The 24,332-nt window shown below is 56.9% G+C and carries 25 protein-coding genes and 2 pseudogenes; 11 read left to right on the forward strand and 16 right to left on the reverse strand.

The window, feature by feature from the left end; translation table 11 throughout:
- Positions 1–289 precede the first annotated feature (289 nt).
- The 4 genes from J4859_RS10735 to J4859_RS10750 form a co-directional block, all read right to left on the reverse strand.
- The gene (locus tag J4859_RS10735) at positions 290–1,153 is read right to left on the reverse strand and encodes a MurR/RpiR family transcriptional regulator (RefSeq protein WP_212329739.1); all 864 of its coding nucleotides are present in this window, start codon (positions 1,151–1,153) and stop codon (positions 290–292) included.
- Between the two features lie 99 nt (positions 1,154–1,252).
- The gene (locus J4859_RS10740; protein WP_212329741.1) at positions 1,253–2,650 is read right to left on the reverse strand and encodes a PTS transporter subunit EIIC; all 1,398 of its coding nucleotides are present in this window, start codon (positions 2,648–2,650) and stop codon (positions 1,253–1,255) included.
- Positions 2,651–2,759: 109 nt separating this feature from the next.
- Complete coding sequence (locus J4859_RS10745; protein ID WP_249113607.1) at positions 2,760–4,721, reverse strand: FAD-dependent oxidoreductase; 1,962 nt, start codon at positions 4,719–4,721, stop codon at positions 2,760–2,762.
- Positions 4,722–4,826: 105 nt separating this feature from the next.
- Positions 4,827–5,141 (reverse strand): hypothetical protein, encoded by a 315-nt coding sequence (locus tag J4859_RS10750; protein ID WP_212329743.1) that lies wholly within the window; start codon positions 5,139–5,141, stop codon positions 4,827–4,829.
- An 87-nt stretch (positions 5,142–5,228) separates the two neighbouring features.
- Here J4859_RS10750 and J4859_RS10755 point away from each other — a divergent pair, with 87 nt between their 5' ends.
- Positions 5,229–5,486: a helix-turn-helix domain-containing protein gene (locus J4859_RS10755; RefSeq protein WP_212329745.1), complete on the forward strand. Its 258-nt coding sequence runs from the start codon at positions 5,229–5,231 to the stop codon at positions 5,484–5,486.
- 12 nt (positions 5,487–5,498) lie between these two features.
- Positions 5,499–6,053 carry a hypothetical protein gene (locus J4859_RS10760; protein WP_212329747.1) on the forward strand — a complete coding sequence of 185 codons (555 nt, stop codon included), beginning with the start codon at positions 5,499–5,501 and terminating at the stop codon, positions 6,051–6,053.
- 406 nt (positions 6,054–6,459) lie between these two features.
- Here the strand turns inward: J4859_RS10760 and J4859_RS10765 are convergent, their stop codons facing one another.
- Together J4859_RS10765 and J4859_RS17800 are read right to left on the reverse strand one after the other, a co-directional pair.
- Positions 6,460–6,687: a hypothetical protein gene (locus J4859_RS10765; RefSeq protein ID WP_212329749.1), complete on the reverse strand. Its 228-nt coding sequence runs from the start codon at positions 6,685–6,687 to the stop codon at positions 6,460–6,462.
- Positions 6,653–6,913, reverse strand: a pseudogene (locus J4859_RS17800) (BrnT family toxin); the annotation flags it as partial. The gene J4859_RS10765 and the pseudogene J4859_RS17800, both read right to left, overlap by 35 nt.
- A 586-nt stretch (positions 6,914–7,499) precedes the next feature.
- Between J4859_RS17800 and J4859_RS10775 the strand changes: the two are divergent.
- Complete coding sequence (locus J4859_RS10775; protein ID WP_212329751.1) at positions 7,500–7,640, forward strand: hypothetical protein; 141 nt, start codon at positions 7,500–7,502, stop codon at positions 7,638–7,640.
- Between the two features lie 138 nt (positions 7,641–7,778).
- On the opposite strand, the gene J4859_RS10780 is transcribed toward J4859_RS10775, so the two are convergent.
- The 5 genes from J4859_RS10780 to J4859_RS10800 all read right to left on the reverse strand — a co-directional run bounded on the left by J4859_RS10780 (position 7,779) and on the right by J4859_RS10800 (position 10,842).
- Positions 7,779–7,955, reverse strand: a complete 177-nt coding sequence (locus J4859_RS10780) for an integrase core domain-containing protein (protein WP_212329753.1) — start codon at positions 7,953–7,955, stop codon at positions 7,779–7,781.
- Between the two features lie 152 nt (positions 7,956–8,107).
- Positions 8,108–8,275 carry a hypothetical protein gene (locus J4859_RS10785; protein ID WP_212329755.1) on the reverse strand — a complete coding sequence of 56 codons (168 nt, stop codon included), beginning with the start codon at positions 8,273–8,275 and terminating at the stop codon, positions 8,108–8,110.
- Positions 8,276–8,399: 124 nt separating this feature from the next.
- Entirely contained in the window at positions 8,400–8,582 is a 183-nt protein-coding gene (locus tag J4859_RS10790) for a hypothetical protein (RefSeq protein WP_212329156.1), read from the reverse strand.
- 363 nt (positions 8,583–8,945) lie between these two features.
- On the reverse strand, positions 8,946–9,314 hold the full coding sequence (locus J4859_RS10795) for a transposase (RefSeq protein WP_212329757.1): 369 nt from the start codon (positions 9,312–9,314) through the stop codon (positions 8,946–8,948).
- Between the two features lie 403 nt (positions 9,315–9,717).
- Positions 9,718–10,842 carry an ABC transporter substrate-binding protein gene (locus J4859_RS10800; protein ID WP_212329759.1) on the reverse strand — a complete coding sequence of 375 codons (1,125 nt, stop codon included), beginning with the start codon at positions 10,840–10,842 and terminating at the stop codon, positions 9,718–9,720.
- Between the two features lie 347 nt (positions 10,843–11,189).
- On the opposite strand from J4859_RS10800, the gene J4859_RS10805 reads away from it, so the two are divergent.
- Positions 11,190–12,578, forward strand: coding sequence for a PTS transporter subunit EIIC (locus tag J4859_RS10805; RefSeq protein ID WP_212329761.1), 1,389 nt, complete (start codon positions 11,190–11,192; stop codon positions 12,576–12,578).
- A gap of 53 nt (positions 12,579–12,631) precedes the next feature.
- Here J4859_RS10805 and J4859_RS10810 read toward each other — a convergent pair whose 3' ends face one another.
- Entirely contained in the window at positions 12,632–13,642 is a 1,011-nt protein-coding gene (locus tag J4859_RS10810) for an AraC family transcriptional regulator (RefSeq protein ID WP_212329763.1), read from the reverse strand.
- Positions 13,643–13,819: 177 nt separating this feature from the next.
- Between J4859_RS10810 and uidA the strand changes: the two genes are divergently transcribed.
- The 5 genes and pseudogenes from uidA to J4859_RS10830 all read left to right on the forward strand — a co-directional run bounded on the left by uidA (position 13,820) and on the right by J4859_RS10830 (position 18,655).
- The gene (uidA, locus tag J4859_RS10815) at positions 13,820–15,670 is read left to right on the forward strand and encodes a beta-glucuronidase (protein ID WP_212329765.1); all 1,851 of its coding nucleotides are present in this window, start codon (positions 13,820–13,822) and stop codon (positions 15,668–15,670) included.
- A 331-nt stretch (positions 15,671–16,001) separates the two neighbouring features.
- The gene (locus tag J4859_RS10820; protein ID WP_212329767.1) at positions 16,002–16,820 is read left to right on the forward strand and encodes a gluconate 5-dehydrogenase; all 819 of its coding nucleotides are present in this window, start codon (positions 16,002–16,004) and stop codon (positions 16,818–16,820) included.
- A gap of 75 nt (positions 16,821–16,895) precedes the next feature.
- The gene (locus J4859_RS10825) at positions 16,896–17,534 is read left to right on the forward strand and encodes an RpiB/LacA/LacB family sugar-phosphate isomerase (RefSeq protein ID WP_212329769.1); all 639 of its coding nucleotides are present in this window, start codon (positions 16,896–16,898) and stop codon (positions 17,532–17,534) included.
- A gap of 103 nt (positions 17,535–17,637) precedes the next feature.
- Positions 17,638–17,742 (forward strand): annotated as a pseudogene (locus J4859_RS16330) (LacI family DNA-binding transcriptional regulator); the annotation flags it as partial.
- Between the two features lie 64 nt (positions 17,743–17,806).
- Entirely contained in the window at positions 17,807–18,655 is an 849-nt protein-coding gene (locus J4859_RS10830) for a substrate-binding domain-containing protein (RefSeq protein ID WP_249113608.1), read from the forward strand.
- Between the two features lie 245 nt (positions 18,656–18,900).
- Here the strand turns inward: J4859_RS10830 and J4859_RS10835 are convergent, their stop codons facing one another.
- Entirely contained in the window at positions 18,901–19,062 is a 162-nt protein-coding gene (locus tag J4859_RS10835; RefSeq protein ID WP_212329771.1) for a hypothetical protein, read from the reverse strand.
- A 639-nt stretch (positions 19,063–19,701) separates the two neighbouring features.
- On the opposite strand from J4859_RS10835, the gene J4859_RS10840 reads away from it, so the two are divergent.
- The gene (locus J4859_RS10840; RefSeq protein ID WP_212329773.1) at positions 19,702–20,106 is read left to right on the forward strand and encodes an AAA family ATPase; all 405 of its coding nucleotides are present in this window, start codon (positions 19,702–19,704) and stop codon (positions 20,104–20,106) included.
- A complete protein-coding gene (locus tag J4859_RS10845) occupies positions 20,073–20,630 on the forward strand; it encodes a hypothetical protein (protein ID WP_212329775.1) in 558 nt (185 codons plus the stop codon). The genes J4859_RS10840 and J4859_RS10845 overlap by 34 nt, the downstream gene beginning before the upstream one ends.
- Before the next feature lie 13 nt (positions 20,631–20,643).
- On the opposite strand, the gene J4859_RS10850 is transcribed toward J4859_RS10845, so the two are convergent.
- From J4859_RS10850 to J4859_RS10860, 3 genes are all read right to left on the reverse strand, one after another.
- Entirely contained in the window at positions 20,644–21,285 is a 642-nt protein-coding gene (locus J4859_RS10850) for an ABC transporter ATP-binding protein (RefSeq protein WP_212329777.1), read from the reverse strand.
- 3 nt (positions 21,286–21,288) lie between these two features.
- Complete coding sequence (locus tag J4859_RS10855; protein ID WP_212329778.1) at positions 21,289–23,388, reverse strand: hypothetical protein; 2,100 nt, start codon at positions 23,386–23,388, stop codon at positions 21,289–21,291.
- A 72-nt stretch (positions 23,389–23,460) separates the two neighbouring features.
- Complete coding sequence (locus J4859_RS10860) at positions 23,461–23,703, reverse strand: lactococcin 972 family bacteriocin (protein WP_212335274.1); 243 nt, start codon at positions 23,701–23,703, stop codon at positions 23,461–23,463.
- Between the last annotated feature and the right edge of the window lie 629 nt (positions 23,704–24,332).

Genomic DNA, 24,332 nt, shown 5'->3' on the forward strand with positions numbered 1-24,332 from the left:
TCTGGAATAAACCTGCATTCGACCGCATGCTGAGCGACGAGAGGCTTCTCGAGTGGTGCTATAGGCTCAATGTCGAGATGATGAGAAAAGGGACAAATCCACAGGCACGCTGGACGCTGGACGAATCCATCCCTCACGAAAGATGTCATAAACGCTGGCACGATACGGTATCGCGCTCAATGAATAGCTGGATATCGTTGCATGCAAGAGCCACTGCATAGTGCAGCGCTTCTCTTGCAATCAGCCCAGCGGAAGACTGAGCGACATCCCTGCCCACAAGCAGGGAACGTTAGCGTGAGTCGCTTGTCAGCTCCATGAGTGTCCGCTGAGACTCGCGTGCATGGCGCATGTTCCTGTCGTAGTCCGTCTGGAAGAGCCAACTATAGAGGCAGTCCAGGACGAAATGGGTTGCATCGAAGGAAGAGAAGGTCTCGATCTTTCGAGAGAACGAGTCGCTTTCATTGCTATTCAGACAGATGACCTCATCGCATATAGATGCAAGCCTGCTGAAAGGGTCAGCTGTGATAGCAAGGGTATGGCGTCCACGCGCCTGGAGGATCCTCGCGTAGGAGACAATCATCTCAGTCTCCCCTGAGAGTGATATCAAGATGTTGCAGGAATGTGCCGGAGCAGATATCGCATAGCCGCGCTGCACGAACGCATCCTGGTCCACATTGACCTGGCGGCCGATACGAACAAGTTTGGTCTTGAAATCCAACGCAGCGGGAATAGATGTGCCGACCGTAAAGACATTCACCACGTCGGAATCCGCAAGAATCTTCACCACACGGTCTACCTGCTGCTGGTCGAAACCAGATATTGCATTGTTGATAGCATTTGCAGCAAGGTTGCCAAGCTTCCAAGCCACCTGTTCGTATGAGTCGTCACGGTCGAATGGCATGTTCGCATCGATTCTAACCGAATGCCTCGACTGCTCCCACTCCGCCACGAATGCAACGCGGAAATCGCGGTATCCCTGAGCTCCGAGCTTTTTGCAGAGCCTGACAATGGTTGCAGGCGAAGACTCAGTGAACTCTGCGGGCCGCTCTACCGATGCATCCCGTACCGTGCTGCCATTCTCGAGGAGATAGCGTGCAATAATGCACTCCGTCTTCGAGAATCCATCGCATTCCTTGAGCCGTTCCAGAATCATATGCCCTCCTAAGGCGGCCCTTAATGCAGGCAGGCCGCACGACCAAGATACCAGTTGTGCGGCCTGAATGCCAGAAGCCCATGTGGGGGATGGCTTGGCCTAGTCGAAGTCCTTAACCTGTCCGCTCTTCAGAAGGACAGAGGTAGAGATGAAGCTTGCTGCAACACTTACGAGGATGCCGAGGCAGTAGCCGGGGAAGTTCTGGGCGCCGAACCAGGCACCGAAAGCAAGAAGGCCAGAGAAGGCGAAGTTCGTAGCACCGACATTCCCGAGGCCCATGATCAGACCCGCAAGACCGCCAGAGTAGATGAGTGCCGCAATGAGCTTCTTGTTACGAAGGACCACGCCGTAGAGACCGGGCTCGGTGATACCGCAGAGGAAGTTCGTGAAGGCTGCAGAGCCAGCAACGCTCTTGTCTTCCTGATTCTTTGCAAAGACCATCACAGCAAGGCAGATACCAAGGACGGCGTAGTTGCCCATGCCACCAGCAGCAAGGCTGTACTCGACGCCCTGGCTGCTGAGGATGCCAAGCTCGATGGGAAGGACTGCCCAGTGGAGGCCAAGCAGGATGACAAGGCTGAAGAAGGCGCCAAAGACCGTCTCAAGGAGAACCGGAGAAGCAGCAAGCACGTTATACACAGCAAGAATGCCGTTGGCAAGAAGTCCACCAAGAGGCCCGAAGACCATGATGGTAAGAGGCACGAAGAGTACGAGGCACACAAGCGGCACCAAAATGAACTGCGTGCTCTCAGGCAGGTCCTCCTTGAGGAAGTGCTCAACGTAGCTCATGCAGAAGACTGCAAGTAGAATGGGGATGAAGCTGCCGCTCAGGTTGAACGCCGGGAAGCTGATGCCCAGAAGGTTCACCGTCTCTCCCGTGACCAGGAGATTGGACACGCCCGGATACATGATGGAAGCACCAAGCGTGGCAGCCACATAGGGGTTGCACCTGAAGTGCTTGCCTGCCGTGAAGGCAAGCATAATCGGGAAGAAGTTGATGAGGCCATAGAAGATGGCGTAGAACGTCTGATAGGTCAGGCTGTCTGACGCGACGACACCCATGTTGGTAAGCAGGCCAATGACACCAGATGCAATGCCGCCCGTAGCCAGCATCGGAATATACGGCGTAAAGACATCAGACATCATGCGCGTGAAGCGGTCCAGAAGTCTGAGCTTCGCAGCATCGTCTGCGGCTGCCGTCACAGGGTCGTCGATGCCCGCAGATTTCGTGATACCGCGCCCTAAAATCTCTGGCAGGTCCAGCAGCTGGTCATAGACACGCTCAACCTGGTTGCCAATGAGCACCTGATAGGTGCCAGCTCCGATAGCGGTGCCAAGCACGTCAGGAAGCTTCTTGAGTGCATCCTGGTCAAAGCGGCCAGGATCCTTCAGGCTGAAGCGCAGCCTTGTGGCGCAGTGGATGACATTCGTGATGTTATCTGCTCCGCCTACTCCTTTGATGATGCTGCGACAAAGATCCGTGTAATCCTTAGCCATTCTAGTTCCTTCCCTATCATACAGAAAATCCAAACAACATGTCAGGCTACGGATTGCATTGCCTGTCATGTGGCTTGCCCACCAAAGCTCTTATGGCTCATGAATCCCTCTACATGCAGAGCGCGAATGAGTGCCCCTCGAAGACCGCGTTCATAATGTTCGAAGGCCTTGTGCAGTCCCCTATCGCAACCGTGTTGCGGACAATGCCGTAAAGCGCCTCGGCTTCCTTGGAACGTGCTGCCATGCCCGTCGAGATAACCATGTCGTCGAAAGGAATCACGCGGGCTGTGCCGTCTGCCATTGTGCAGCGCGCCACTCCCTCTGCAACCTTCTGGCACGAGCAGCTCGTGAGCACCTGGATGTTGGGATGCAGCTCAAACTTCTGGCGAAGTGCCTCCTGGTAGAGGCTGTTCGCATTGCCAGCCAGATGGTCACACATCTCGACCACGGTGACGTCGCGTCCGCGCTCAGCGGAAGCAAGAGCAAGCTCGCAGCCGATAGAGCCGCCACCAAGAATGACGACACGCTGGCCAAGCTCGTTCTCGTGAAGTATTGCCTGCGTGCCCACCATCACATGGGGACCCTCAAGGCCTTCGATCCTCGGAACCCGCTCCGTGGCGCCGATAGCGATGCAGAGCGCATCGGGCTCAAGCGACTTCACGAGTTCAGGTGTCGCTTCACATCCCAGACGCACATCGATATCACGCTTTGCGATCTGAATCCGGTAGTGTTCGAGGAGACGTGCCACCTCAGCCTTATGAGGTTCCTTCGCGATAAAGCGCAGCATGCCGCCAAGCTCCTGCTCGCGCTCGATCAGTATCACCTTGTGTCCACGGTCGCAGGCACTGATTGCTGCCTTCAAGCCGCCAGGGCCTGCACCCACCACGACGACGCGCTTGGGCTCCTCCGCCTGCTCGATCTTGGCAGGAACGAAGGTCTCATGGTGATAGCGGGGGTTCACGGAGCAGCCCACATTCCAGTGGTCGGAGGCAATGTGGTAGCAGTTTGAGCAGCGCAGGCAGGGGGAGATATCCTCTGGACGGTTCTCTTCTGCCTTCTTGGCCCACTCGGGATCTGCAATGAGCTCACGGCCCAAAGCAACAATGTCCACATCTCCTGCCGCAATGGCATCCTCTGCCATCTGCGGCGTCAACACACCGCCGACAACCCCTACCGGCACCTTCACTGCACGCTTAACCTCGCGTGCCCATTTGAGGTTGGGCATCTCCTCCTCGAGGTTGCTTGTGACCGTATGCACGTTTGCGACCTTGTTGACATCGATGCCTGAGGAAATCTGGATGGCATCGACGTACGGCTCTGCCATCTTGCAGAATTCGACGACATCTTCGAAAGCAATGCCGCCTGGCACCCACTCAGATGCACTGATGCGCATGTCCACCGGGTAGCGCGGTCCCACGGTCTTGCGCACGATCTCCAGGATGCGGAGCGGGAACTTTGCACGGTTCTCCAGGCTCCCACCATATTCATCGGTGCGGTGGTTGTAGAGCGGAGAGAGGAACTGTGCAGGCAGCCATCCATGGCCGAAGTGCAGGAAGATCGAGTCGAAGCCAGCTTTCACAGCTCCTGAGCACGTCTTTGCGTACCAGTCGAGCGTCTCCTGCATCATGGCTTCGTCCATGCCGCGCACTTCGACCCCATCCTCACGCGTATAGCTGCAGGGACCCTTGGCATAATCCTTCATGCGTGCATGCAGTCCGCCATGGAAGATCTCCACGGAAGCACGGGCACCACCACGATGAACGCCCATCACGCGCTCGTGGGTTGCCTCACGCTCATACTTCTCGAACGGCCACGGCTCATCGCCGCTTGCGAAGCTCGAGCGTCCCGGCTCGACGATAGCATGGCCCGCAATGACCAGGGCAGCGCCGCCAAGTGCCTTCTCTTCATATAGATCGCCGGTAGGAGCCGCAACGATGCGGTTCTTGAGTGTCATGCCATTGATGGTGATTGGCGCAAACAGATGGTCGAACATCCAGCTTCCCCCTCGCTTGCTTGCATCCAGTTCGTATGCTACAAACTTATCAGGGGCATACACGGCTTCTGCAGGCATGAGCCATACTGATGGGTAAGTTTCTTGAAACCTCTCCCCTTATCCTTCTGAAATGAAAGAAACTTTCAGGAAAGCGTTATCTGTATCGTGCATGATCGCTTTGGTCTACCCGAAGGCTGTATGCGGAGCAAGGGCGTCTGAGCATGGCAGTGCTGTCTGTTTGCACCACACCAAACACAAGCCGAGATCCCGTCCAGGCTCTGAAGACACTTCCATGATCTTGGCGACCTTGATGATCATGTCGGTATAGCTACCAACACAGGCAGCCATGTAATGCGTGGAGTCAGCCTGTGCCCAGCGGCCCGCGAAGGCGCGGGCACCGATGGAGAAGCGTATGCGCATATTGGTATCTTCGAAGGTGAAGATGGGGGCTTTCGACGTTTTCGCCCTCGCGACAACGAACTTGAAGTGTCCATCCATATCCTGACTGATAGCAAGAAAGGTTGACCTGTGTCAATATTTCGGGTGGCAGATTAGCATTCTGAGTGCAACAGGATAGCCCGCTGAATGCAGGTGTGGCACACTCCGGAAGGCTACGATGTTGGTTGTCTCAATCAACGTCGAAAGCTAGAAGGAATATGCCACTACACACATCTTAGCCCTCAGGAGAGGGACTGCATAGCCACGCTGCATGCAGAGGGAAGGCCAATCGCCTATATCGCAGCAGAGATCGGCAGGGACAGCTCCAGCATCTGCCGCGAGCTCAAGAGGAACGCACGGCACGGACGCTTTAGGGCATGTGCTGCCCAAAAGGAGGGCGGATGAGCGCCGCAGGAGATGCAGGCCGAAAAGGCGGCTTTCAGACTCTGCACTTACGCAGAAGGTGCGCTTACTCATCATGGACAGACACTGGTCCCTGGAGCAGATAGACGACATCTCAGCTCGAGGGTGGCGGCAGGTGCACCGTTGAGCCTGCCGACTATTCTTACCGGCAGGTCCGTAGCCGCCGCCCTCGAGCTGCCGGGATCCGGCCCGCAAGGCAAGGTGCGGCGCCACCTGCGCAGGAAGGGGAAGAGGATCGCAGCAAGAGGCCTAAGACCAAAGGGCAAGATCGAGATCTTACACACCGTAGAGGAGAGGCCAAAGCAGGCCGATGAGAGGTCTCGTCTCGGAGACTGGGAGGACGACACGCTCGTGGCAGCAGGGCCCGTGTGCCTGCTTGTGCTTGCCGACAGGGCAGTGAGGCTGCTTCTCGCAAAGAGATGCCACCACGACAGCAGGAGCGTCTCCAAAGCCGAGGTCGGGCTGCTGCAGGGACGTCCCCTCGAGACGCTCACCCCTAAGTGGGGCAAGCAGCTCGCAGGGCATACAGATGTCACAGATGCCCTTTGAGGCGTGCAGTTCTACTTCTGCGACCCTCACCATCTATGGCAGAAGCTAACAGTTAAGAACACCAACGGGCTCCTGCGGGAGTTCTTCCCCTAAGGGCAGCGACTTCAGCAAGGTCACAAACGAGGAGGTGCAGCATGCGGTGGAGCTGATCTGTGACAGGGCGAGGAAGGTCCTTGGATACAGGACAGCCAACGAGGTCTTTAGGGAGATGTTGCACTCAGCTTGACAATCTGCCATCCGAAATATTGATACTGGTCAGATCGTTTCCCTAGCTAGCCCATCATCACAATGATGGGCTCAAGGATCTTAAAATCTGCCAAGCCTACCGCAATCAGTAGCCCCAGTTCCACTTAGATACTCTTCACGTGCATATATGAAAGCATTATGCAAGCCCCATCATAGTTGCCTATGCAAAGGTCAAATGTTTGCCCTCTTTGGCACACTCACCAAGAAACATGTTTATGATGGTCTGATACGGAACTCCGGTTCGTCTCGATTCTTCCTTGAAATAATCGATAGTGGCCACATCGATATTCATTGTGACAGGCTTTTTTATCATCTTTATATAGGGATTTTTCTTCCCCTCGCTAAAGTCGTATTCATCTCTCATGGCGACACCTCCAATACTGCCCATCCTCGCGTTTGGTCGCCTTCCTCGCCGAAATGATGCGTATGCGGTTCTCATCCCGCCAGTAATGACATACAACAAGCACTTCCGCGGTAAGTGCAAGTCCAAGAATCATAAAGTGATTTTCCTGCTCCGAATGATCAGGATCGTTGATGACCAAAGCGTAAGCATCCGAGAACACCGTTGTGGCTTCCTCGAAGGTAACACCATGTTTCTTGGCATTAAGTTCAGCATTGGTCTGATCCTACTCGAATATGTCATCATATATTCTGTCTATATTTATATCATACATATATTTGCAATATCGTTCAATAGGTAAGTCGCCTCATGTGGCCCATTACAGTAAGCAACAGCTCCTGGGGCCTCTCCGAGCTTTGGGGTTTCGACAATGCTTTGCCTGCGGATTCCCTAACCTGATTCCCTAACCTTGTAGATGGTCCTGAAGGGGGCTGCTGGCTAGTCTTCCCTGGACAGCCGTGTACCCCTGCCTCTTACGAAGGCCCGGGGGGCGTTGCTGCCAAGGGATGGTGGTCTGTCTGAGAACGGCTGATAGGGATGTGCCGCACGATAAGCAGGGTAGTGTGGATGTCGTCCCTCAGACACGCTGGACAGTAAGGAAAGTACCACCATGGAGTGCAAGCAGAAAGACTAGTTCGGGCCGCAGCGCTTCTATCTCGGAATAGATGTCAGGAGGCCATTCCTCCGGGCAGTGGGCCTGAAACCGGACGGCTCCATCAGGATCAGCCGCAGGCAGGACAGGTGCCAGGAGAACATCGAGGCTCTGCTCGACGAGGCGGAATCGGGCGCCCTGGTCAATTGTGGACCAGAAGAACAACATCGGCTCGCTTATCGTGCGCAGGTGGTGCGCGAAGGGGATCGACGTTGGATACCTTTCAGGAAAGGCGATGAAGTACGCCGGGGAATGTTCCCCGGGACGGCGAAGAACGACCGAACAGTGAGCCCTGTCAATATAATGGACAGAGAAATCTCAGATTTTTTATGCGGTCTGCATCGCCTTTGGATCGTATGTAAGGCCTCTCTCGAGGCGCTCGAAGAACTCCTGCATCACCTCTTCCGGCACGCGATCTCCTATGGACTTATGCGGGCAGAAGCGGTTGTAGTACGACTCGATTAAACTCGTGTGCCTTGTGCTTGGTCGTGGATGCATCTAAGAGGCGCTTGTGGTAGTACCATTCGTTCTTGAGCGTGGCGAAAAAGGATTCGGCTACAGCATTGTCGTGGCAGCTTCCGGTTCTCCCCACGGAGAGCCTCACGTCGGGTACGGCTGAGCAGGCGGCGAACTTTGAGCTTATGTACTGGCTGCCTGGGCTGCTTAGAATATGGCCCCTCCAGCCACGTATCCGCGCGAATATGCCATCTTCAGGGCAAAGACGACAAGGCCTGCCCTCATGTTGTCCTGTATGCTTCAGCCCACCACCATGCGTGTGCACAGATCGTGCGCGACGGTAAGATATATAAAGCCTGCCGTGGTCCTGCGATAGGTTGTATCGCCCACGAGCTTGGCTGTCGGCACGAGACACGAAAAGCCGCGCCGGGTGAGGTCGGGACGCTCGGGGACATCCGGTGCGGGCACCGTCGTTCTCTTCGATGCATTGGATCAGATGCCGCAGATGCCCAGCTCGACTATGCACCTCCGTACGCGATAGCGGGTCGTGCCTGTAAATTTTGCGTAACTTTGGGTCTCCTGTGAGCTTGGATCAGACCTTGCGAAAACCGAAGCGCCTGTCGCTTTCCTCCCATATCGCGCAGATGGCCTCCTTGATAGGACCCCATAGGTCCTCACCGCCTTTGGCCTTGAGCCATCTGTAGAAGTGAGCCCTGCTCAGCTCCAGTACGCGCTCCATCATCGAAACGCTGTAGGTTGCCCTCTTCTCCAGCATGAGCTAAAACCTGTCCTTGGTCAGAGGCTTCCGGCGAAGAAGGCTGCCACTTTTTAGGAACTTATTCTCGCTCTCGAGCTCGTGTATACGCCTGTTCACTGCGTCGAGCTGCTTGTGCTCGTCGGTCCTTTCCTGGGTGACCCTTCCGGTCTTTGAGTGCTTGATGATCCAGTCGTTTAAGGTCTTGTCGTTGATCCTTAAGCTTCGCGGCGCATCCTCTGATGCTCTTCTTCGGGTTGGCCTTACGTGCCTTCCTGTAGTACTCGATGGCCTCGAGGCAATACTTCTTCAGTGTAGTGTTTGGGTGTCCCCGGCTTCGTGCGGGACTTTGCCTTCTCTATCTCGCTTGCGCTTAGCGACATCTCATCTCTCCAATCTGCTGGTGTTGGTAGGTGGGTATCTGGACAGAGCATATCTGTTGCCAGTCCCTGCTGTCCCACTGTCCACCAAAAGATTACAGCTCACCCTTTCGCGCGGCAGCTCCCCGGGCAGTGCCTCGTCGTACTTCCTTCGCGCGGCCTCCTCCGACCTCTTCCTCTCGCGCTCCTGCTGGGTCTTGTCGGACACGTCGTCGGCGCCGTCGGGCAGCTCGTCGCGCCACTCCGCGGCCAAGGACGGGCTCACGCCGTGCTCCGCGGCTACCTGGGAGAGGGTCTTCTCGCCCCTCACCACGTCGATCGCGACCGCCATCTTGAACTTTGGCGGGTAGGTCTTCCTCGTCGTCTTTGACAAACCGAACCTCGCAATCCGTGCCCTCTCGGCACATCATCGCGGGATTCGGAGGGGAGGTCAACGCGGTGTCTCAAAGACGCCAGCCACATCAATGAAAGAAGTTCACGATGTTCTTGAAATTCTGATTCTTGTAGCCCAGCTTGTCCTGTCGACCCTCCGCTTATGAGGAGGCGAGAAAGATGAAGCCCCCGCGCAGATAGCGCAGGAGCTTTGAAAGAACCCTAGCAGATCTAGACTAGGGATTCGGGGACGGGGCGAATCCGTCCGCCTGTCTTGCATTGTACCGCCGGAAGATGCCGCCAGACAAGAGGATGCGAAGCATGCACGGCGCAATCGGCTTCCGTCCTCTTGAAAACTGGATGCAGCACTGCCGGAAGAGACAACGATTCCGAATGCTTTGGCATCAGCCTGCCAGATAGTCTTCCTTCGAGACATCGATGTCGACTCCGCGCACATGATAGATGAGGTTTCCGACCTTTGCACCCTTGACGTAATCCTTTGCGACGAACTGGTGCTTCGGATAGAAGAGCGGAAGCACGGCATAGTCCTGCCTCGTCACGATATCGTCCACTTCCCTGTACATGTCTGCCCGCGCCTGCTCGTCGGTCGATGCCCGGGCGGCAACCAGGAGCTCGTCTACATGGGCATTGCTGTAGAAGGAGGAATTCTTCTGTGCTGTCGTGCTCAAGAAGTAGGTATACATGTTGTTGTCACCGTCTGCGTAGGCAGGGAACCATCCCAGGAGCGTCATCTGCAGATTGCCCGCTGCCCTATCCTGTGCCCAGACACCGTTGTCGACGGTGCTCACATCGCAGCTGATGCCTGCCCTCGACCAGAAGTCCTGGAGGGCGACAGCGACGTTCTGGTCCTGGGCTCTCACCTGAAGCGAAAGGGCAGGAGACTCTCCCTTCTCCGCTATGATCTGTGCCGCCTCGTCTGGATCGTAGGCAAAGACCGGCGCATCGTCGTCGAAGCCCGGCTCCTGCGGTGTCAGGAAGCCGCTTGCCGGCCTGCCGGCACCTGAGAGTACGGTCGCGACAAGCGTATCGCGGTCGATCGCCAAAGACAGCGCCCGACGGATATCGACATCCTCGAGGCCCTTTCCTTCGCTCAGGTTGAGCGCCACGAAATAGGTGCCCAAGGTGTCGTAGGAGACGATCAGGTCCTGAACATCGGGGTCCTTCTGATAGGTTGCCAGAAGCGACCCATCAAGATCGCACCAGTCGATGTCCCCGTTCTTGAATGAGAGCATCTTGGTGTTGACATCATCGAAGTAGCGATAGTGCACTGCGTCGAGAGGAGGCTTTCCTCCATGGTAGGAGTCGTTGCTCACGAGCACGACCTCGGTCGTGCCGTCGTTGCTTTCCATCTTGTAGGGGCCGGTGCCGATGCAGTTCGTGCCGCTGCCCCAGGCATCCCCTGCCGCAGTGCAGGCGCCACGCGGGAAGATCTGGGCATAGGAGGAGCCGAGGTTCTTCACGAAGCAGGCACAGAGCTCTGCCAGGCGCCTGCCATGCCTTCTGGACACCGGAGAAGGTGGAAGCACAGACAGCAGCCAGAGGACTGCCAGCATCGATTGCTGGCACCCGCAGGACAGCGCTGTGCGCTTCTGGCAGACACTGTGCACAGGACGCAGTAGCACCTTCGATATCTGTTATACCTGTTTATGCCCCATCTGCTCCCAATATGGTCAGTCTTCCCGCATATAGCCAACCGTTCACAGTCATATTCCAGCCGTTTGCCGCGATACTGTTATAACAGTTTGGTCAATTCTTCTCCGCTTTACGTTATCGTGCCACTCCCTTGATTTCGGTTTACTTGAGGCTGTCAGCACACAGGGGAAGGCGCGATGCCTTCTGGGAGAAAGGATGCGACGTGGCAAAGGATTACCAGGCTCTCGCAGCGTCTGTGATCGACGAGGTCGGCGGAAAGGACAATATCGTCTCCGTGACGCACTGCGTCACCCGCCTGCGCTTCGTCCTCAAGGACGAGTCCAAGGCAGATGATACTTCTGTCAAGAAGACTGCCGGCGTGATCGATGTCGTGCACGGCAATGGTCAGTACCAGGTCGTGATCGGCACCGATGTCGAGCAGGCATACGATGCTGCCGTCGCCGAGCTCGGCACCCAATTTGCCGGCGGCGAGGTCCCGGCAGGGGATGAGCAGAAGAAGGGCAATGTCTTCGACCGCTTCTCCGAGACGGTTTCCGGCATCTTCTTCCCCTTCATGGGCGGCTTCATCGCGTCCGGCATGCTCAAGGCACTCCTGATCATGCTCTCCAACTTCATTCCCGGCTTCAGCCAGACCGGTGCCTATACGGTCCTGTATGCCGGTGCCGACGGCTTCATGCAGTTCCTTCCCTTCGTCCTGGCCGTCTCGGCTGCCGAGAAGTTCAAGACGAACAAGTATGTGGCGCTTGCCGTCGTGTTCCCGATGCTCTATACCTCGATCACCGCAGCCTACGCCGCCCATACTCCGCTCGACTTCTTCGGCATCCCGGTGACGCTTGTCTCCTATGCCTCTTCTGTCATCCCGCCGGTCATCATGACCTGGCTGCTCGCGAAGCTCGAGAAGTTCCTCAAGGGCCACATGAACCAGACGCTGTTCTCGCTCTTCGGCTACATGATCTGCCTAATCGTCCTGGTGCCTGTCGAGCTCATCTGCGTCGGCCCGATCTTCCAGATTGTTGGCGTCTTCATCGCCGATGCGATCCTGGCTGTCTACAATGTCGCCCCGATCGTCGCCGGCATGGTCTTCGCGGGCCTCTGGCCGATCCTCATCATCTTCGGCGCCCATGCCGCCTTCACGCCGATCGTCCTCAACAATATGGCCACGCTAGGCTATGACTGGCTCTCCCCGCTCTCCTGGGGCTGCAACTTCGCAATGGCCGGTGCCTGCCTCGGCGTCTTCCTGAAGACCAAGAACCTCAAGCTCAAGGAGCTTGCCGGCCCGAACTGGATCACGGCGCTTCTTGCCGGCGTGACCGAGCCTGCCATCTACGGCGTGAACCTCAAGTTCAAGAAGCCCTTTGTCATTGCCTGCATCGCCTCTGCTGCCGCTTCCGTGCCCATCGCCGTGACAGGACTTCAGCGCACGGCCTTCATCGGCGTGAACCTGATCACGATGCCGGCGCTGTTCTTCTTCCCCGGCGGCTGGGCTGCCCCGATCTGTGCAGCCATCGGCTTTGTCGGCGCAGCCGTGGGCACCTACCTCTTCGGTTTCGATGATTCGATGATCACGGATCCGGCCCTGCTCGAGGACTAGCTTCGCCCCCCATTTCCTGCCTGGCGGCAGCCTGCGCTACTGCCAGGCTTCTGCTATCTGTTCTGCGCCTGCTCGAGACAGTGCTGGCGCCAGGCGCCCGGAAGCATGCCGCACTCGCGCTCGAAGATCTGGTAGAAGTAGCTCATGTTCTGGTAGCCGACCTCTGACGCCACATCCGCAATGGAGGACACGCCTCCTGCAATCAGGCGCTCGGCTACCATGATGCGCTGCTTCTGGACCAGCTCCTTGAAGGTCTGGCCGCATTCGGATCTGAGCATCTTCGTGATATAGCTCGTGCTCATGCCGAGCTCGCGGGCACACCCGGAAAGCGTGCAGGTACGGTAGTTGGCCTCTATGTAGCGCAGCACATCGAGCGCTGGGCTCTCGAGCGGCGCTGTCCCCGAGCCGGCATTGAGCTCGCAGACATTCACGAGCTCTGCAAGCACGAGCGTCAGCAGCGCATCTGCCATCTCCTCCGAACGCGGCGAGGGATCGAATGCCTCGCAGAGAAGCTCGTTCATGAAGAGCGGGAGGCGGCGGCTTGCCTGCGAAGGAAACAGGATGAAGCTGTCATGCGCCGCCCCTTTCGAGATCGAGCGCACGAAGAAGGAGGTCACGATGCTGTCCGAGTCGAACCTGCTGAAGAAGCTCGTATCGAAGTAGCGCTTGTCGATCTGGACATTCACGAGGATGTCGTCTTCTGAAAGCGGCTGAATCGTGTGGACGGTGTCGGAGTCGACGAGCAGCACCTGCCCTTTCGCCACGTCGAGTATCCCGTCGTTCACGACCTCGAGGCAATGCCCGCTATACATGTAGGCAAGCTCGACGAAGTCATGCATGTGCAGCGGATAGTTCCGGAAGCGGGAATGGCGCTTGGCGCGGATGAACGGAGACGGAATGCCCGGTGTCCCCGGCTTTCCCGCTTGGAAGCGCGAGAGCATGACCTGCTGGCCGCCGACATCCACGAACCTGCGCCGCTCGGGCGCAGGGGCAGCACCGTTTCGGTAGAGCTGCTCATGGTCTGAGAGCGTCCTCAGCTGCCTGTCGAGCTCTTCGGGCGTCACGGCTCCACGCTGCCTTCCCAGACAGGGATCTGATGCGGAACAGCCATGACCGGATGCGCATATCCTGGGCCTGCGTCCTGCCATCAAGATCCAATCTGCAATACTTGCCCCATACTACCTCAGGCCACACCCGCCCCCGGCACGGACCCGAGCCTGTACAACAAGAAAGGTTTCGAAATGTCTTTTGCATCGCTCTATCCCCGCATCACACGCACCCGCCGCATCGAGGACCTTTCGGGCGTCTGGGACTTCCAATTCGATCCCGAGCGCCGGGGAGTCGCCCAGGGGTGGGCCAAAGGCCTTCCCGACCCGATCGAGATGCCGGTGCCTGCCAGCTTCAACGACATCTTCACCGACAAGGCAAGCCGCGAGTACTACGGCGACTTCTGGTATCTCAGGAAGGTCTTCATCCCCGGCGAGTGGCAGGACAAGGAGCTCGACATCCGCTTCGATGCCGCGACGCACCGTGCACGGGTCTTCGTGAACGGAGACGAGATCGCCTCCCACGAAGGGGGCTTCACGCCCTTCGTGGCCCATCTCAATGGCCATGTGCGGTTCAACGACTGGAATACGGTCGCCGTCCTTGTCAACAACGAGCTCACCGAGCATACCATCCCCTGTGGCGGCACGGCGACGCTGCGCGATGGCACAAAGATCTGCGCGCCCTACTTCGACTTCTTCAACTACAGCGGCCTGAACCGCACGGTGCGCCTGCTTGCCACCCCGAAAGAGCGCATCGAGGACTTTGCGGTCACGACCCAGATCGTGCCCCAGGCAGATGGTGGCTCCACGGCCCGCGTCAGCTACACGGTGCGCACGACAGGCACCCACCGCGTCGAGGTGCATGTCCTCGACGAGGATGGAGGCGAGGTCGGCGCGGCTTTGGGCTCTGCCGGCACGATCGAGATCGCCTCTGCCCATCTCTGGAACCTGCGCGCTGCCTACCTCTACACCTTCCGTGCAGAGATCTGGGACGAAGATGCGCTCGTCGACGAGTGGTACGACGAGATCGGGCTCAGGACCGTCGAGATCTCGCACCGTCAGATCCTCGTCAATGGCCATCCGGTCTACCTCAAGGGCTTCGGGCGCCACGAGGATTCGCCGGTCCATGGCAGGGGCACAGACCCCGTCGTGAACCACCGCGACTTCGAGCTCCTGAAGTGGATGGGCGCAAACTCCTTCCGCACGAGCCACTATCCGTATGCCGAAGAGCAGCTCTACGAGGCCGACCGCGAAGGCTTCTTCGTAATCGACGAGGTAGCCGCTGTCGGCATGCTGCGCTCGACCAAGAACTTCGCCGATGCCACGACCAAGGCGCAGGGCGCCACCTTCTTCGACGATCCTGCCGTGCAGGAAAAGACCCTGCCGGCACACCTTGCCGCCCTGGAAAAGCTCATCGAGCGCGACAAGCGCCACGCAAGCGTCTGTGCCTGGTCGCTGTTCAACGAACCCGATTTCTCCTCCGAGGCAGCCGTCCCCTACGCCGAGAAGGTCTTCGCCCGGGCCCAGGAGCTCGACCCGCAGAAGCGCCCGCGCAGCTACACGAATGTCACCCGGTGCCGCGCCGGCATCGACAAATGCACCCATCTTGCCGACTTCATGATGCTCAACCGCTATGACGGATGGTACGTGTCGGGCGGCCCGCGCATCCAGGATGCCGAGCAGATCCTCAAAGAAGAGCTCCATACATGGGAGAAGCTCGAGCCTGACAAGCCCTTCATGTTCACCGAGTACGGCACCGATACCATGGCAGGAGTGCACAAGCTGCCGAGCGTCATGTGGAGCGAGGAGTACCAGCTCGAGTTCTTCGAGCTCCAGCACAAGATCTTCGATTCCTTCGACTGGATCTGCGGAGAGCAGCCCTGGAACCTCTGCGACTTCCAGACCACCGAGGGCATCATGAGAGTCGACGGCAACAGGAAGGGCGCCTTCACCCGCGACCGCCAGCCCAAGGCCGTTGCCTTCCTTCTGAGGAAGCGCTGGCTTGCAAAGCCCGACTACTCGGATGGCTTCATCCCCGAGCGCTGAGAAAGCTGCATTGAGCCTGATGCTTCAAGGAGCCCTGACCGGACCTGCCGGCAGGGCTCCTTGCTCTGTTTTCTCGAAGAAGGCATGCGCCCTCCTGCCAGACACGCCAGGCGGCCCACCGCGCGCTCCCCTCGCTATTAAACCGTTTTGCTATCAGCCCCATACGACGTATAAGCATCCTTTCTGCATAATGTGTGGCTGATACCTATCTTTGCCGGCAAATTTCCCGGAGCATCCATTTGCTCTCTTGCAAGTTTGCAAAACTGGTTTACTATCAGAATTGCACAGTAGGAACGCTGATCGCTGATATGAGACCTCTAGGAGGATATGGATGGAAGAGAGATTCGACCCCCAGAAGAGCTTCTCCCTCGAGGGGAAGCTTGCCCTCGTGACCGGTGCCACCTACGGCATCGGCTTTGCCATCGCGACGGCGCTTGCACAGGCAGGCGCCAAGATTGCCTTCAATGACCGCCGCCAGGAGCGCATCGACGAGGCAGAGAAGAAGTATAAGGAGCTCGGCATCACAGCCCATGGCTTCGTGGCCGATGTCACGGTCGAGGAGCAGGTCAAGGGCCTCATGGACAAGATCTCCGAGACCTTCGGCACGACGCCTGACATCCTCGTGAACAATGCCGGCATCATCAAGCGCATCCCGATGCTCGACATGTCCGTCGAGGACTACCGCCAGGTCATCGATATCGACCTCGTCGGGCCTTTCATCATGGCAAAGGCATGCATCCCGGGCATGATCGAGAAGGGCCACGGCAAGATCATCAACATCTGCTCGATGATGAGCGAGCTCGGCCGCGAGACCATCGCAGGCTACACGGCAGCCAAGGGCGGCCTCAAGATGCTCACGAAGAACATCTGCTCCGAGTTCGGCGGCGCGAACATCCAGTGCAACGGCATCGGGCCGGGCTACATCGCAACGCCGCAGACAGCCCCGCTGCGCGAGATCCAGCCTGATGGCTCCCGCCACCCGTTCGACCAGTTCATCTGCGCGAAGACGCCGGTAGGACGCTGGGGCACGCCCGAGGACCTCAAGGGCCCGGCAGTCTTTCTGGCTTCCGACGCCTCGAACTTCGTGAACGGCCACATCCTCTATGTTGACGGCGGCATCCTCGCCTACATCGGCAAGCAGCCGCAGTAGCACAAAAGATCGGCGCCTCTTCTCCGGGGCGCCTGTTCTTCGAGAACACCCCCTCAGTATGAAAGGCACACCACCATGAGAATCGCGCTTATCAACGAGAACAGCCAGGCAGCAAAGAACGCAATGATTGAGAAGGCGCTGCGCAAGGTCACAGAGCCGATGGGGCATAAGGTCTTCAACTACGGCATGTATGCCGCAGACGACGCTGCCCAGCTCACCTATGTCCAGAACGGCATCCTTGCCGCAACGCTTCTGAACGGCAAGGCAGCAGACTATGTGGTCACCGGCTGCGGCACCGGCGAGGGCGCCATGCTCGCGCTCAACTCCTTCCCCGGCGTCATCTGCGGACACGTCGAGGATCCGCTCGATGCCTACACCTTTGCCCAGATCAATGACGGCAACGCCGTGGCCATGCCCTTTGCCCTCAAGAACGGCTGGGGCCAGGAGCTCAACCTCGAGTACACGTTCGAGAAGCTCTTCGGCTTCGGCTCCGGCAATGGCTATCCGGCAGAGCGCGTCGAGCCCGAGCAGCGCAACAAGAAGATCCTCGATGCGGTACGCGCCACAGCCTTCCGTCCGTTCCCGGAGCTCCTGCGCGACCTCGACCGCGACCTCGTGAAGGGTGCCTTCGCAAGCGAGCACTTCCAGGAGTACTTCTTCGCCGAGGCAACCGATGCCGAGGTCATTGCAGCCGTCAAGGAGATTCTCGCCTAGCAGCTGCTGCAGAGCATCGTCCGTGGGACACGGGGAAGCAGGCCTTTTCCGTGTCCCATGCTATTATTGGTTTACTAAACCCTCTTCATCCCGAGGAAGCATCATGCCAGCCACCAAGAAGCGTGTCACGATCACCGAGATTGCCCGCCTTGCCGGAACTTCGAAGACGACGGTCTCCTTCTACCTCAATGGGCACACCGACCGCATGTCGAAAGAGACCCATGACAGGATAGGCCAGGTCATCCGCGAGACCGGCTATGAGCCGAGCCCCCTTGGCGCGCAGCATGAATGCCAAGCAGACCTATCTGATAGACGTCGTCGTCGGCGACATCGCGAACCACTTCTCGAACCAGATCGTGAAGGGCATCGACTCGGTGGCAAGCGAGGCAGGATACCGTCTTCTGATTTCGAGCTCGAACTTCGACCGCGACAACGAGCATGCCCTGATCGACCGCCTCATCTCGGTCGGGGTGGATGGCTTCATCGTGCAGCCGACCGCACGCTTCCGCGAAGTGGCAGAAGCGATCGGAAGCTCCGGCAAGAAGCTCGTCTTCTTCGACTCCAAGTACTATGACTACACGGCAAGCTGGGTCAAGACCGACAACTACGAAGCCACGAAGCGGGCCCTCTCCGAGGTTCTTGCCAAGGGCTACCAGCGCGTGCTTGTCGTGGCGGCAGAGCCGCAGCTTCTGAGCTCGAGGACCGAACGCCTCCAGGGCACGACCGATACGATCGAAGCCCTGGGCCTCCCCTCCGAGCATTTCGTGATTCCCGACAAAGGCGTGCCTCAAGAGGAGCTCACGGCATGGCTGCATGAGCAGCTCGACGAATGCACGGTGCCGACCCTGGTCTTCGCTCCGAACTGCTGGGCCCTGCCCGACATCTATGTCGCTATGCGCGACTTCTATGGGCGCATGCCGAAGGAGGTAGGCCTTCTCGGCTTCGACAACACCGACTGGGCAGAAGTCGCCTCCCCATCCGTCTCTGTCATCGCACAGCCTGCCTTCAAGGAAGGCGTCGAGGCAGCGAAGATCCTCCTCGACCTCATCAGCGGCACTGGCAGGATCGATCCTCACCAGGTCCTTCCCTGCACAGTCCAGTGGGGCCAGAGCACGCTGTAGCAAGAAACCAGATCCCATGACCCTGCAGGAATTCTGGACAGCGCATCATGCTGATCTTTGATAGGGCCCTTCAATATCGACACGCTGCATGCTCAAAAGGAAAGCTCCCTAGACTCTTCAAGAACTGGCTCGAAGCCCTTTCCAGAAAGGCACTTCGTGTTATGGCATACGCCAGGTCGGCAAAAGCTGTCTGCCCGATGCGTTCTGAGTGAGCGCTTCAAACACGTCGAGAAGTTCGACCTGATCTAAAACGCCTCCGTACCAGAATCATTCGCTGCAGCGAAAAGCGCAGACGGTCTCGAACTGCAGATGTCCGTCGCCGCCACGTCTTCCCTCGTGCCGGGCAGGACCGAGCAGCTGCCGATGAGGTGCAGGAATGCCCCGATATCGTCACCTTCATAAAGCATCTTGTGCAGAAGCGCACATATCGGTTCGCCCTTACCGACTTGTGTCTCGGCTTGCGTCTTGATGCGATCGGTTCTGTGCTGCCGGCTCTGTCACGAAAATGCAGATGCATCCTCCCGATTTCGGGGATTCTGCTGGGCCAACGGCCATGATGAGGAAACTTGCCAGCAAGCAATCCAATGCTTCAGGGAACGAGCCGCTCTGCCGGAGTTCCCCTATGAGACTTCCCGATATCTTCCACCGCTCTCTCATGAGCGGTGGGATGCCAGCTGCCGTGAACACCTTCCCCGCTGTCAGCAATATCGATTCTGTCCGAGACGTACAGCAGGATCTCCATAGCCTCTGCCGTCTCGCTATAGCGAAGCGTGCACCTTTTGATCTGCGTCTGACCATCCGAGAGATCTATGGCCTGACTCCGGGCCAGGCCCTCTCCAAGACACGTCGCTTCAATCTGGGCTCGACCAAGGGCATCAAGCGCTTCGCTCAGGTCGACCCAGTTTCTCTGGCTTGTGCAGGACGGCGTTTCTGCTGCCCCTGTGCTTCTTGGATGCATCATGCCACGCGTCGCTGTCTTATCATCCGGCTGTCGCCGGATGCGCGGCCTGACCCATGCCTGAAGGAAGGGACCTGCGCCTGCGCTTTTGACCAGCCAAGGCACTCATGATAGCCGAGGAAGACGATTGACTCCGACACAGATTGTATATACAGCCTACATAGGATTTCAGAAGGAGGGGCGCGTGATCATCTCAACCATCAACCTCAAGGGCGGGGTCGGCAAGGCAACCACGGCCATAGCACTAGCCACGGCGGCAAAACGCGACGGCAAAGACGTTGAGCTTAACGACACCGACCCCCAGTCAAGCGCGAGCCCATGGGCGATGAGGGCAGAGGAGAACGGCGACCCGCTGCCGTTCTCCGTCACACCCGCCAATGTTACGACCGTTCGCACAGCGGAGCGCAGGCTCACGAGAGCAGAGAGCTCTTCATCGACTGTCCACCGAATGGTCGCGCTATGGACGAGGCCGCCGACTGCTCAGACCTCGTGATAGCGCCGACCACGACCGGACCTGCCAGCAACGTGAAGACCTTCGAGACCACCAAGACCCTCGGGGCGCTAGACATTCTCTACCCAATCCTGCTCACCCGCATCATCCCCAACACCCTCGGCCTCAAGCAATCGATTGACGAGCTTGAAGAACGCCACGCCAGCTGCTTCGACATTCAGGTGACGAGCCTCGAGGCCTTGAAGAGCTTCTTCGGCAACGCCTTCGATGACGACTTCTACGGATACGAGGCCGTTTACGAACAGCTCAAGAAGAGCATCAAGGAAGACAGGGAGATTCTACGGCGGCGATTAAGAAGCCTGCCCGCCGCATCATGCCCGCTGGAGAAGCGAGCACGACTCTCATGGGCACCCAGGACACGCGCAGCAAGGGCGATTCCACGGCCCGCAAGAAAGACAGCTGCATTATCTTCTGGGCTGCTGATGGGCAGAAACAGAAGACAAGTACCTATGCGGCGGATCACAATACTACCGTTTCAGGGCTCATCATCGAAGGGCTTGAGATGAGAATGACGGCCCCTTAACCTGCGGGCGGTTCCATCGAAAGGTCTGTTATTCCATCGCATGCGCGCGCAAAATCAATATCGTGTGTTGCAATCACGATACAGGCTCCTCTTTTTGATTGTTCAAGAAGAAGATTGCGAACCATGGATCTGTTGTTGCTGTCGAGTGATGCTGTCGGCTCGTCAGCAAAAATGACGTCTGCATTTTTATATATTGCTCGAGCGATACCAAGACGCTGTTTTTCGCCGCCAGAGAGTGTCACGGCACGTTCTTTTGTTCTGCCTCCGAGCCCAACCTTCTCTAGTGTTGATTCGATTGATTTGGCATCGTATTTCTCCGCTTTCCGGGAAAGCGAAACATTGTATCCAACTGACTCATCGTCTATAACCCCGCTGTCCTGATATACGAACGCTGCCGAGTCGCGCCAGAATCTTAGAACTTCGCCGCGTGCCGCATGCGACATGATCCGATCGTCGATTATCACGTCTCCATGAGTTGGCTTCATCAAAAGGCCGAGACAATTGAGCAGCGTTGTTTTTCCCGATCCGGATGCTCCGACAATTGCCATTGACGTTCCCAGTTCAATTCTCAGGTTAATTGCCTTGAAGATGGTCCTGCCCGATATATCAACGCCAAGGTTCTTTCCGACGATTAGCATTTGCTATGCCTCCTTTCGAGCGATGGTGCTGCGGAATACGGTCGAAGAGAAGATTCCACGAAATATGAACTGAGCCGATAGGTAAAGAATCAAAGGGACGGCAACTGAAAGCGTCACGTATCGCATCTGACAGGCAATCTCAATGGCGGCGGAAGCAAAGATGAGTGCCACACCAATGCATATCATTCGCTTCATGTTGTTCAGGACGATGCGCGGATACGATTTTCCGCTGGTTCTATTGGCGAAGATCCTTTCTCGATTCAATGAGCTCCATGACAGAGCCGATTGAATTGCCATGGATATGACTACGGCGCAAGCTGCTATGATGGCGGCCAGCAGAACATTCGCCCGGCTTGATGCTATCTGCGCATATAGCTGAGCGACTTCGAACAGGCGATCAATCGATGCGATGAACTCCCTTGAACCGGTTGCAGAAATCAATTCGTCAAGCGTGTCATAGTCGGAGAAGAATACATTGCCTGTCGAGAGCATGGCCGACGTGAATCCCTCGTAGTTGAGAGATGACATTGGCGCTTCGATAAGTATGACAAGGGGATTATCATAAGTTACGTTTCTTCCCCCTTGAGATGTGTTGGCGCCAAGAGCGAGCAGTCCACTTCCGCTATAGGACCAGAATGAGAAATTGTCGTTAGCGGAATCTCCGCCCCAGAGATCGGTCAGCTCTATGGCTGTTTCCGGAACATCGCCTATCTCAAGCTGTGTGATTGAGCCTCCGGATCCGCTCTTCCCAATTCCAATGTCAAGAAGATCAAGATATGCCCTGTTGACAATTACGTAGCTATCAAAGCCTTCGCATTCGCTTGCACTGAGGGACATGGATTGCTTTACATCGATTGATGCAAGCAAAATGTTGCTGCGTTCCGCCTCGTCAATCAGCTTCTCTATATGTTCCTTAGCGTAGCTGATCCCGCCATCATTTCTCTCAGACGGTATGGCTCTCAGGCTGACGCGTGTTGCGCTTGCCATTTGCTCGTACATTGACGACTGAGACAGCAGCATACGTTCATTTTCCAACAGCGAGCATCCGAAGAAAATGCCAGCCATGACTATCAGAAGACTGCAGACAGTCAACGATGATTTGAGAATCCTGATCGGGAGAGAAGAGGCTTTCCTCTGATGAAGGCTTTCAAAGGATGGGACCATTGCTCCGCCAAGGATTGACCCTGCGATAGCGGCGATGATGGAGAGCGGCAGAATAGTTGGCAGGATGGCCGAAGCAATAATATGGAGCTGAGCAAGGCCTCCAGCAAAGATCGCAACATATATTGCAAACATCAGATAGCCTGCCAGCAGCCCTTGCAAGAGGGATAGGATGGCGCATGCCGCCAGCGAACCGCGAACGCGACTGTATGGGACTCCGCCAATCAAGAGGATGCGGTTTGTGTTCCATCTTTTCTGTGCCATGAATAGCACCGATGCTGCAACAAAGAGCATCGATGCGGGAATCAGGAGACCGGACGCATTGGCAAACATTGAACCTACCAGGACGGGTGCCGTGAGTCCCGAAAGGGCATGCCACTCAATGACTATGGCTCGTGATGCTGCCCATTGCTGGATTGCGTCACGAAGGCCTGCAGTGTTGGAAGCGCAGTATGACCCGTTCAGGGTCCTCGATCCCATGTCTTCGTAATCGATCAATTTTCCCGAAATGTCGCCATCAGTCCACTGTATGTTGTCCCTATCCAAAGATGGACCGATCTCAGAATCAGTGGAGCCTGAGAATAAAACAATGTCCGTTTTCGTTAGGTAGTGCTTTTCGTCAGGAGAAACCTTGCAGATCAGGGCATTGTGCTCTTCGCCAATTGCGGCAAGCTCTCTTGCAAGCTGGCTTTTTGGTGCCGAAGAATCAACGATATTAAGAGAGAAGGAAACATCGGCACCAAATGGCGCTTGCCTCTGGTAGCTCTTGACCGATTGGGTTCCGCAAAAGCAAAGCACAATTGCGAAAGTACATGCAGCAAGTCGCATGGCTAGACGATACATGGCTTTTCCTTCCTGTTGCATCTGCAAATGATATGGGGATATGGGGCGAAAGTTTGACCCTTCGCCCCATATCGAAGCCAAACGCCTAGAAAAGCTCAAGCACGTCTAGCAGATGCGATACCAGTAGGAGTCCTGCTTGTTTTCCCAAGGAAAATCGGTCGGGCACGCAACCTACGAATACGAGACCTTTCCAGCAGCGGTGTCGATGCTGGAGTTGTAGACGCCATCAAGCTCGCAAGAGCTTCCATGAGCCTTGGAGCCGTGATCGTAGTCAGAGTGGATATAGAAAAGCCAGTTGCCGTACGTCCAAGTACCGCCCTCTGCAGGGTACCTGACCGTCTTTGGCGACGTGATGCGTTGCGGGCCATTGGTTGGAGCCGCCCCGGCGGCCATTGCTACCGTGGGAGATACCATCGCCACCGCAAGGAGTGCTGAGCATACCCCATAAAAGAACCGCTTGAATATTTCAGCTCCAATCTCCGATCCTGACCTTACACTTCCAGTAGACAAGGTATTCTTATCTACTTAAATCAATATTAACTGATAATCTACGTCATACTTTCATATATAGCATAAATAGGAAAGAGCGCGGTGAACGGTCGCACTTGGGCCATAGACGATCCCCGTCTTTAGCTTTTAGCACCACGATTCTTCAGGACCCGGGACATGGCCCGGAACCGCAAAAGCCAGCCCTGAGCTGGCTTTTTTCATGCCTGTATGCTTGATCCGGAAATCGCTCCCTGATAGAATATATACATGGTGCTATGGTGCTTTCCCGTCTTTAGCGTTTAGCACCACGATTCTTCAGGACCCAGAACATGGTTCGGAACCCGGAAAGCCAGCCCTGAGCTGGCTTTTTTATACTCCGATGCTTGATCTGTGGGGAATTTCCTGACGTCATCTATATACGGTGCTATGGTGCTTTCGTCTGACAGGGAGTGGCAGATGGCCTACTTCCTCAAGCAGACGCGCAACAAAGAAAGGGCTCTATCTCCAGATATACGAGAGCCACTGGGACCCCGAGCGAAGGCATACCACGAACA

This window comes from Atopobium sp. oral taxon 416 (assembly GCF_018128285.1).
Classification (GTDB): Bacteria; Actinomycetota; Coriobacteriia; order Coriobacteriales; family Atopobiaceae; genus Olsenella_L.

What these genes read in the sequence shown, in the direction of transcription:
- uidA (WP_212329765.1), top strand. Translation starts at nt 13,820, where the DNA reads ATGTCTTTTGCATCGCTCTATCCCCGCATCACACGCACCCGCCGCATC.
- J4859_RS10850 (WP_212329777.1), bottom strand. Translation starts at nt 21,285, where the DNA reads ATGCTAATCGTCGGAAAGAACCTTGGCGTTGATATATCGGGCAGGACC.
- J4859_RS10825 (WP_212329769.1), top strand. Translation starts at nt 16,896, where the DNA reads ATGAGAATCGCGCTTATCAACGAGAACAGCCAGGCAGCAAAGAACGCA.
- J4859_RS10765 (WP_212329749.1), bottom strand. Translation starts at nt 6,687, where the DNA reads ATGGGCAGTATTGGAGGTGTCGCCATGAGAGATGAATACGACTTTAGC.
- J4859_RS10735 (WP_212329739.1), bottom strand. Translation starts at nt 1,153, where the DNA reads ATGATTCTGGAACGGCTCAAGGAATGCGATGGATTCTCGAAGACGGAG.
- J4859_RS10740 (WP_212329741.1), bottom strand. Translation starts at nt 2,650, where the DNA reads ATGGCTAAGGATTACACGGATCTTTGTCGCAGCATCATCAAAGGAGTA.
- J4859_RS10750 (WP_212329743.1), bottom strand. Translation starts at nt 5,141, where the DNA reads ATGGATGGACACTTCAAGTTCGTTGTCGCGAGGGCGAAAACGTCGAAA.
- J4859_RS10835 (WP_212329771.1), bottom strand. Translation starts at nt 19,062, where the DNA reads ATGCTTTATGAAGGTGACGATATCGGGGCATTCCTGCACCTCATCGGC.
- J4859_RS10760 (WP_212329747.1), top strand. Translation starts at nt 5,499, where the DNA reads ATGCAGGCCGAAAAGGCGGCTTTCAGACTCTGCACTTACGCAGAAGGT.
- J4859_RS10745 (WP_249113607.1), bottom strand. Translation starts at nt 4,721, where the DNA reads ATGCCTGCAGAAGCCGTGTATGCCCCTGATAAGTTTGTAGCATACGAA.
- J4859_RS10860 (WP_212335274.1), bottom strand. Translation starts at nt 23,703, where the DNA reads ATGGTATCTCCCACGGTAGCAATGGCCGCCGGGGCGGCTCCAACCAAT.
- J4859_RS10845 (WP_212329775.1), top strand. Translation starts at nt 20,073, where the DNA reads ATGGACGAGGCCGCCGACTGCTCAGACCTCGTGATAGCGCCGACCACG.
- J4859_RS10755 (WP_212329745.1), top strand. Translation starts at nt 5,229, where the DNA reads ATGCAGGTGTGGCACACTCCGGAAGGCTACGATGTTGGTTGTCTCAAT.
- J4859_RS10790 (WP_212329156.1), bottom strand. Translation starts at nt 8,582, where the DNA reads ATGCTGGAGAAGAGGGCAACCTACAGCGTTTCGATGATGGAGCGCGTA.
- J4859_RS10820 (WP_212329767.1), top strand. Translation starts at nt 16,002, where the DNA reads ATGGAAGAGAGATTCGACCCCCAGAAGAGCTTCTCCCTCGAGGGGAAG.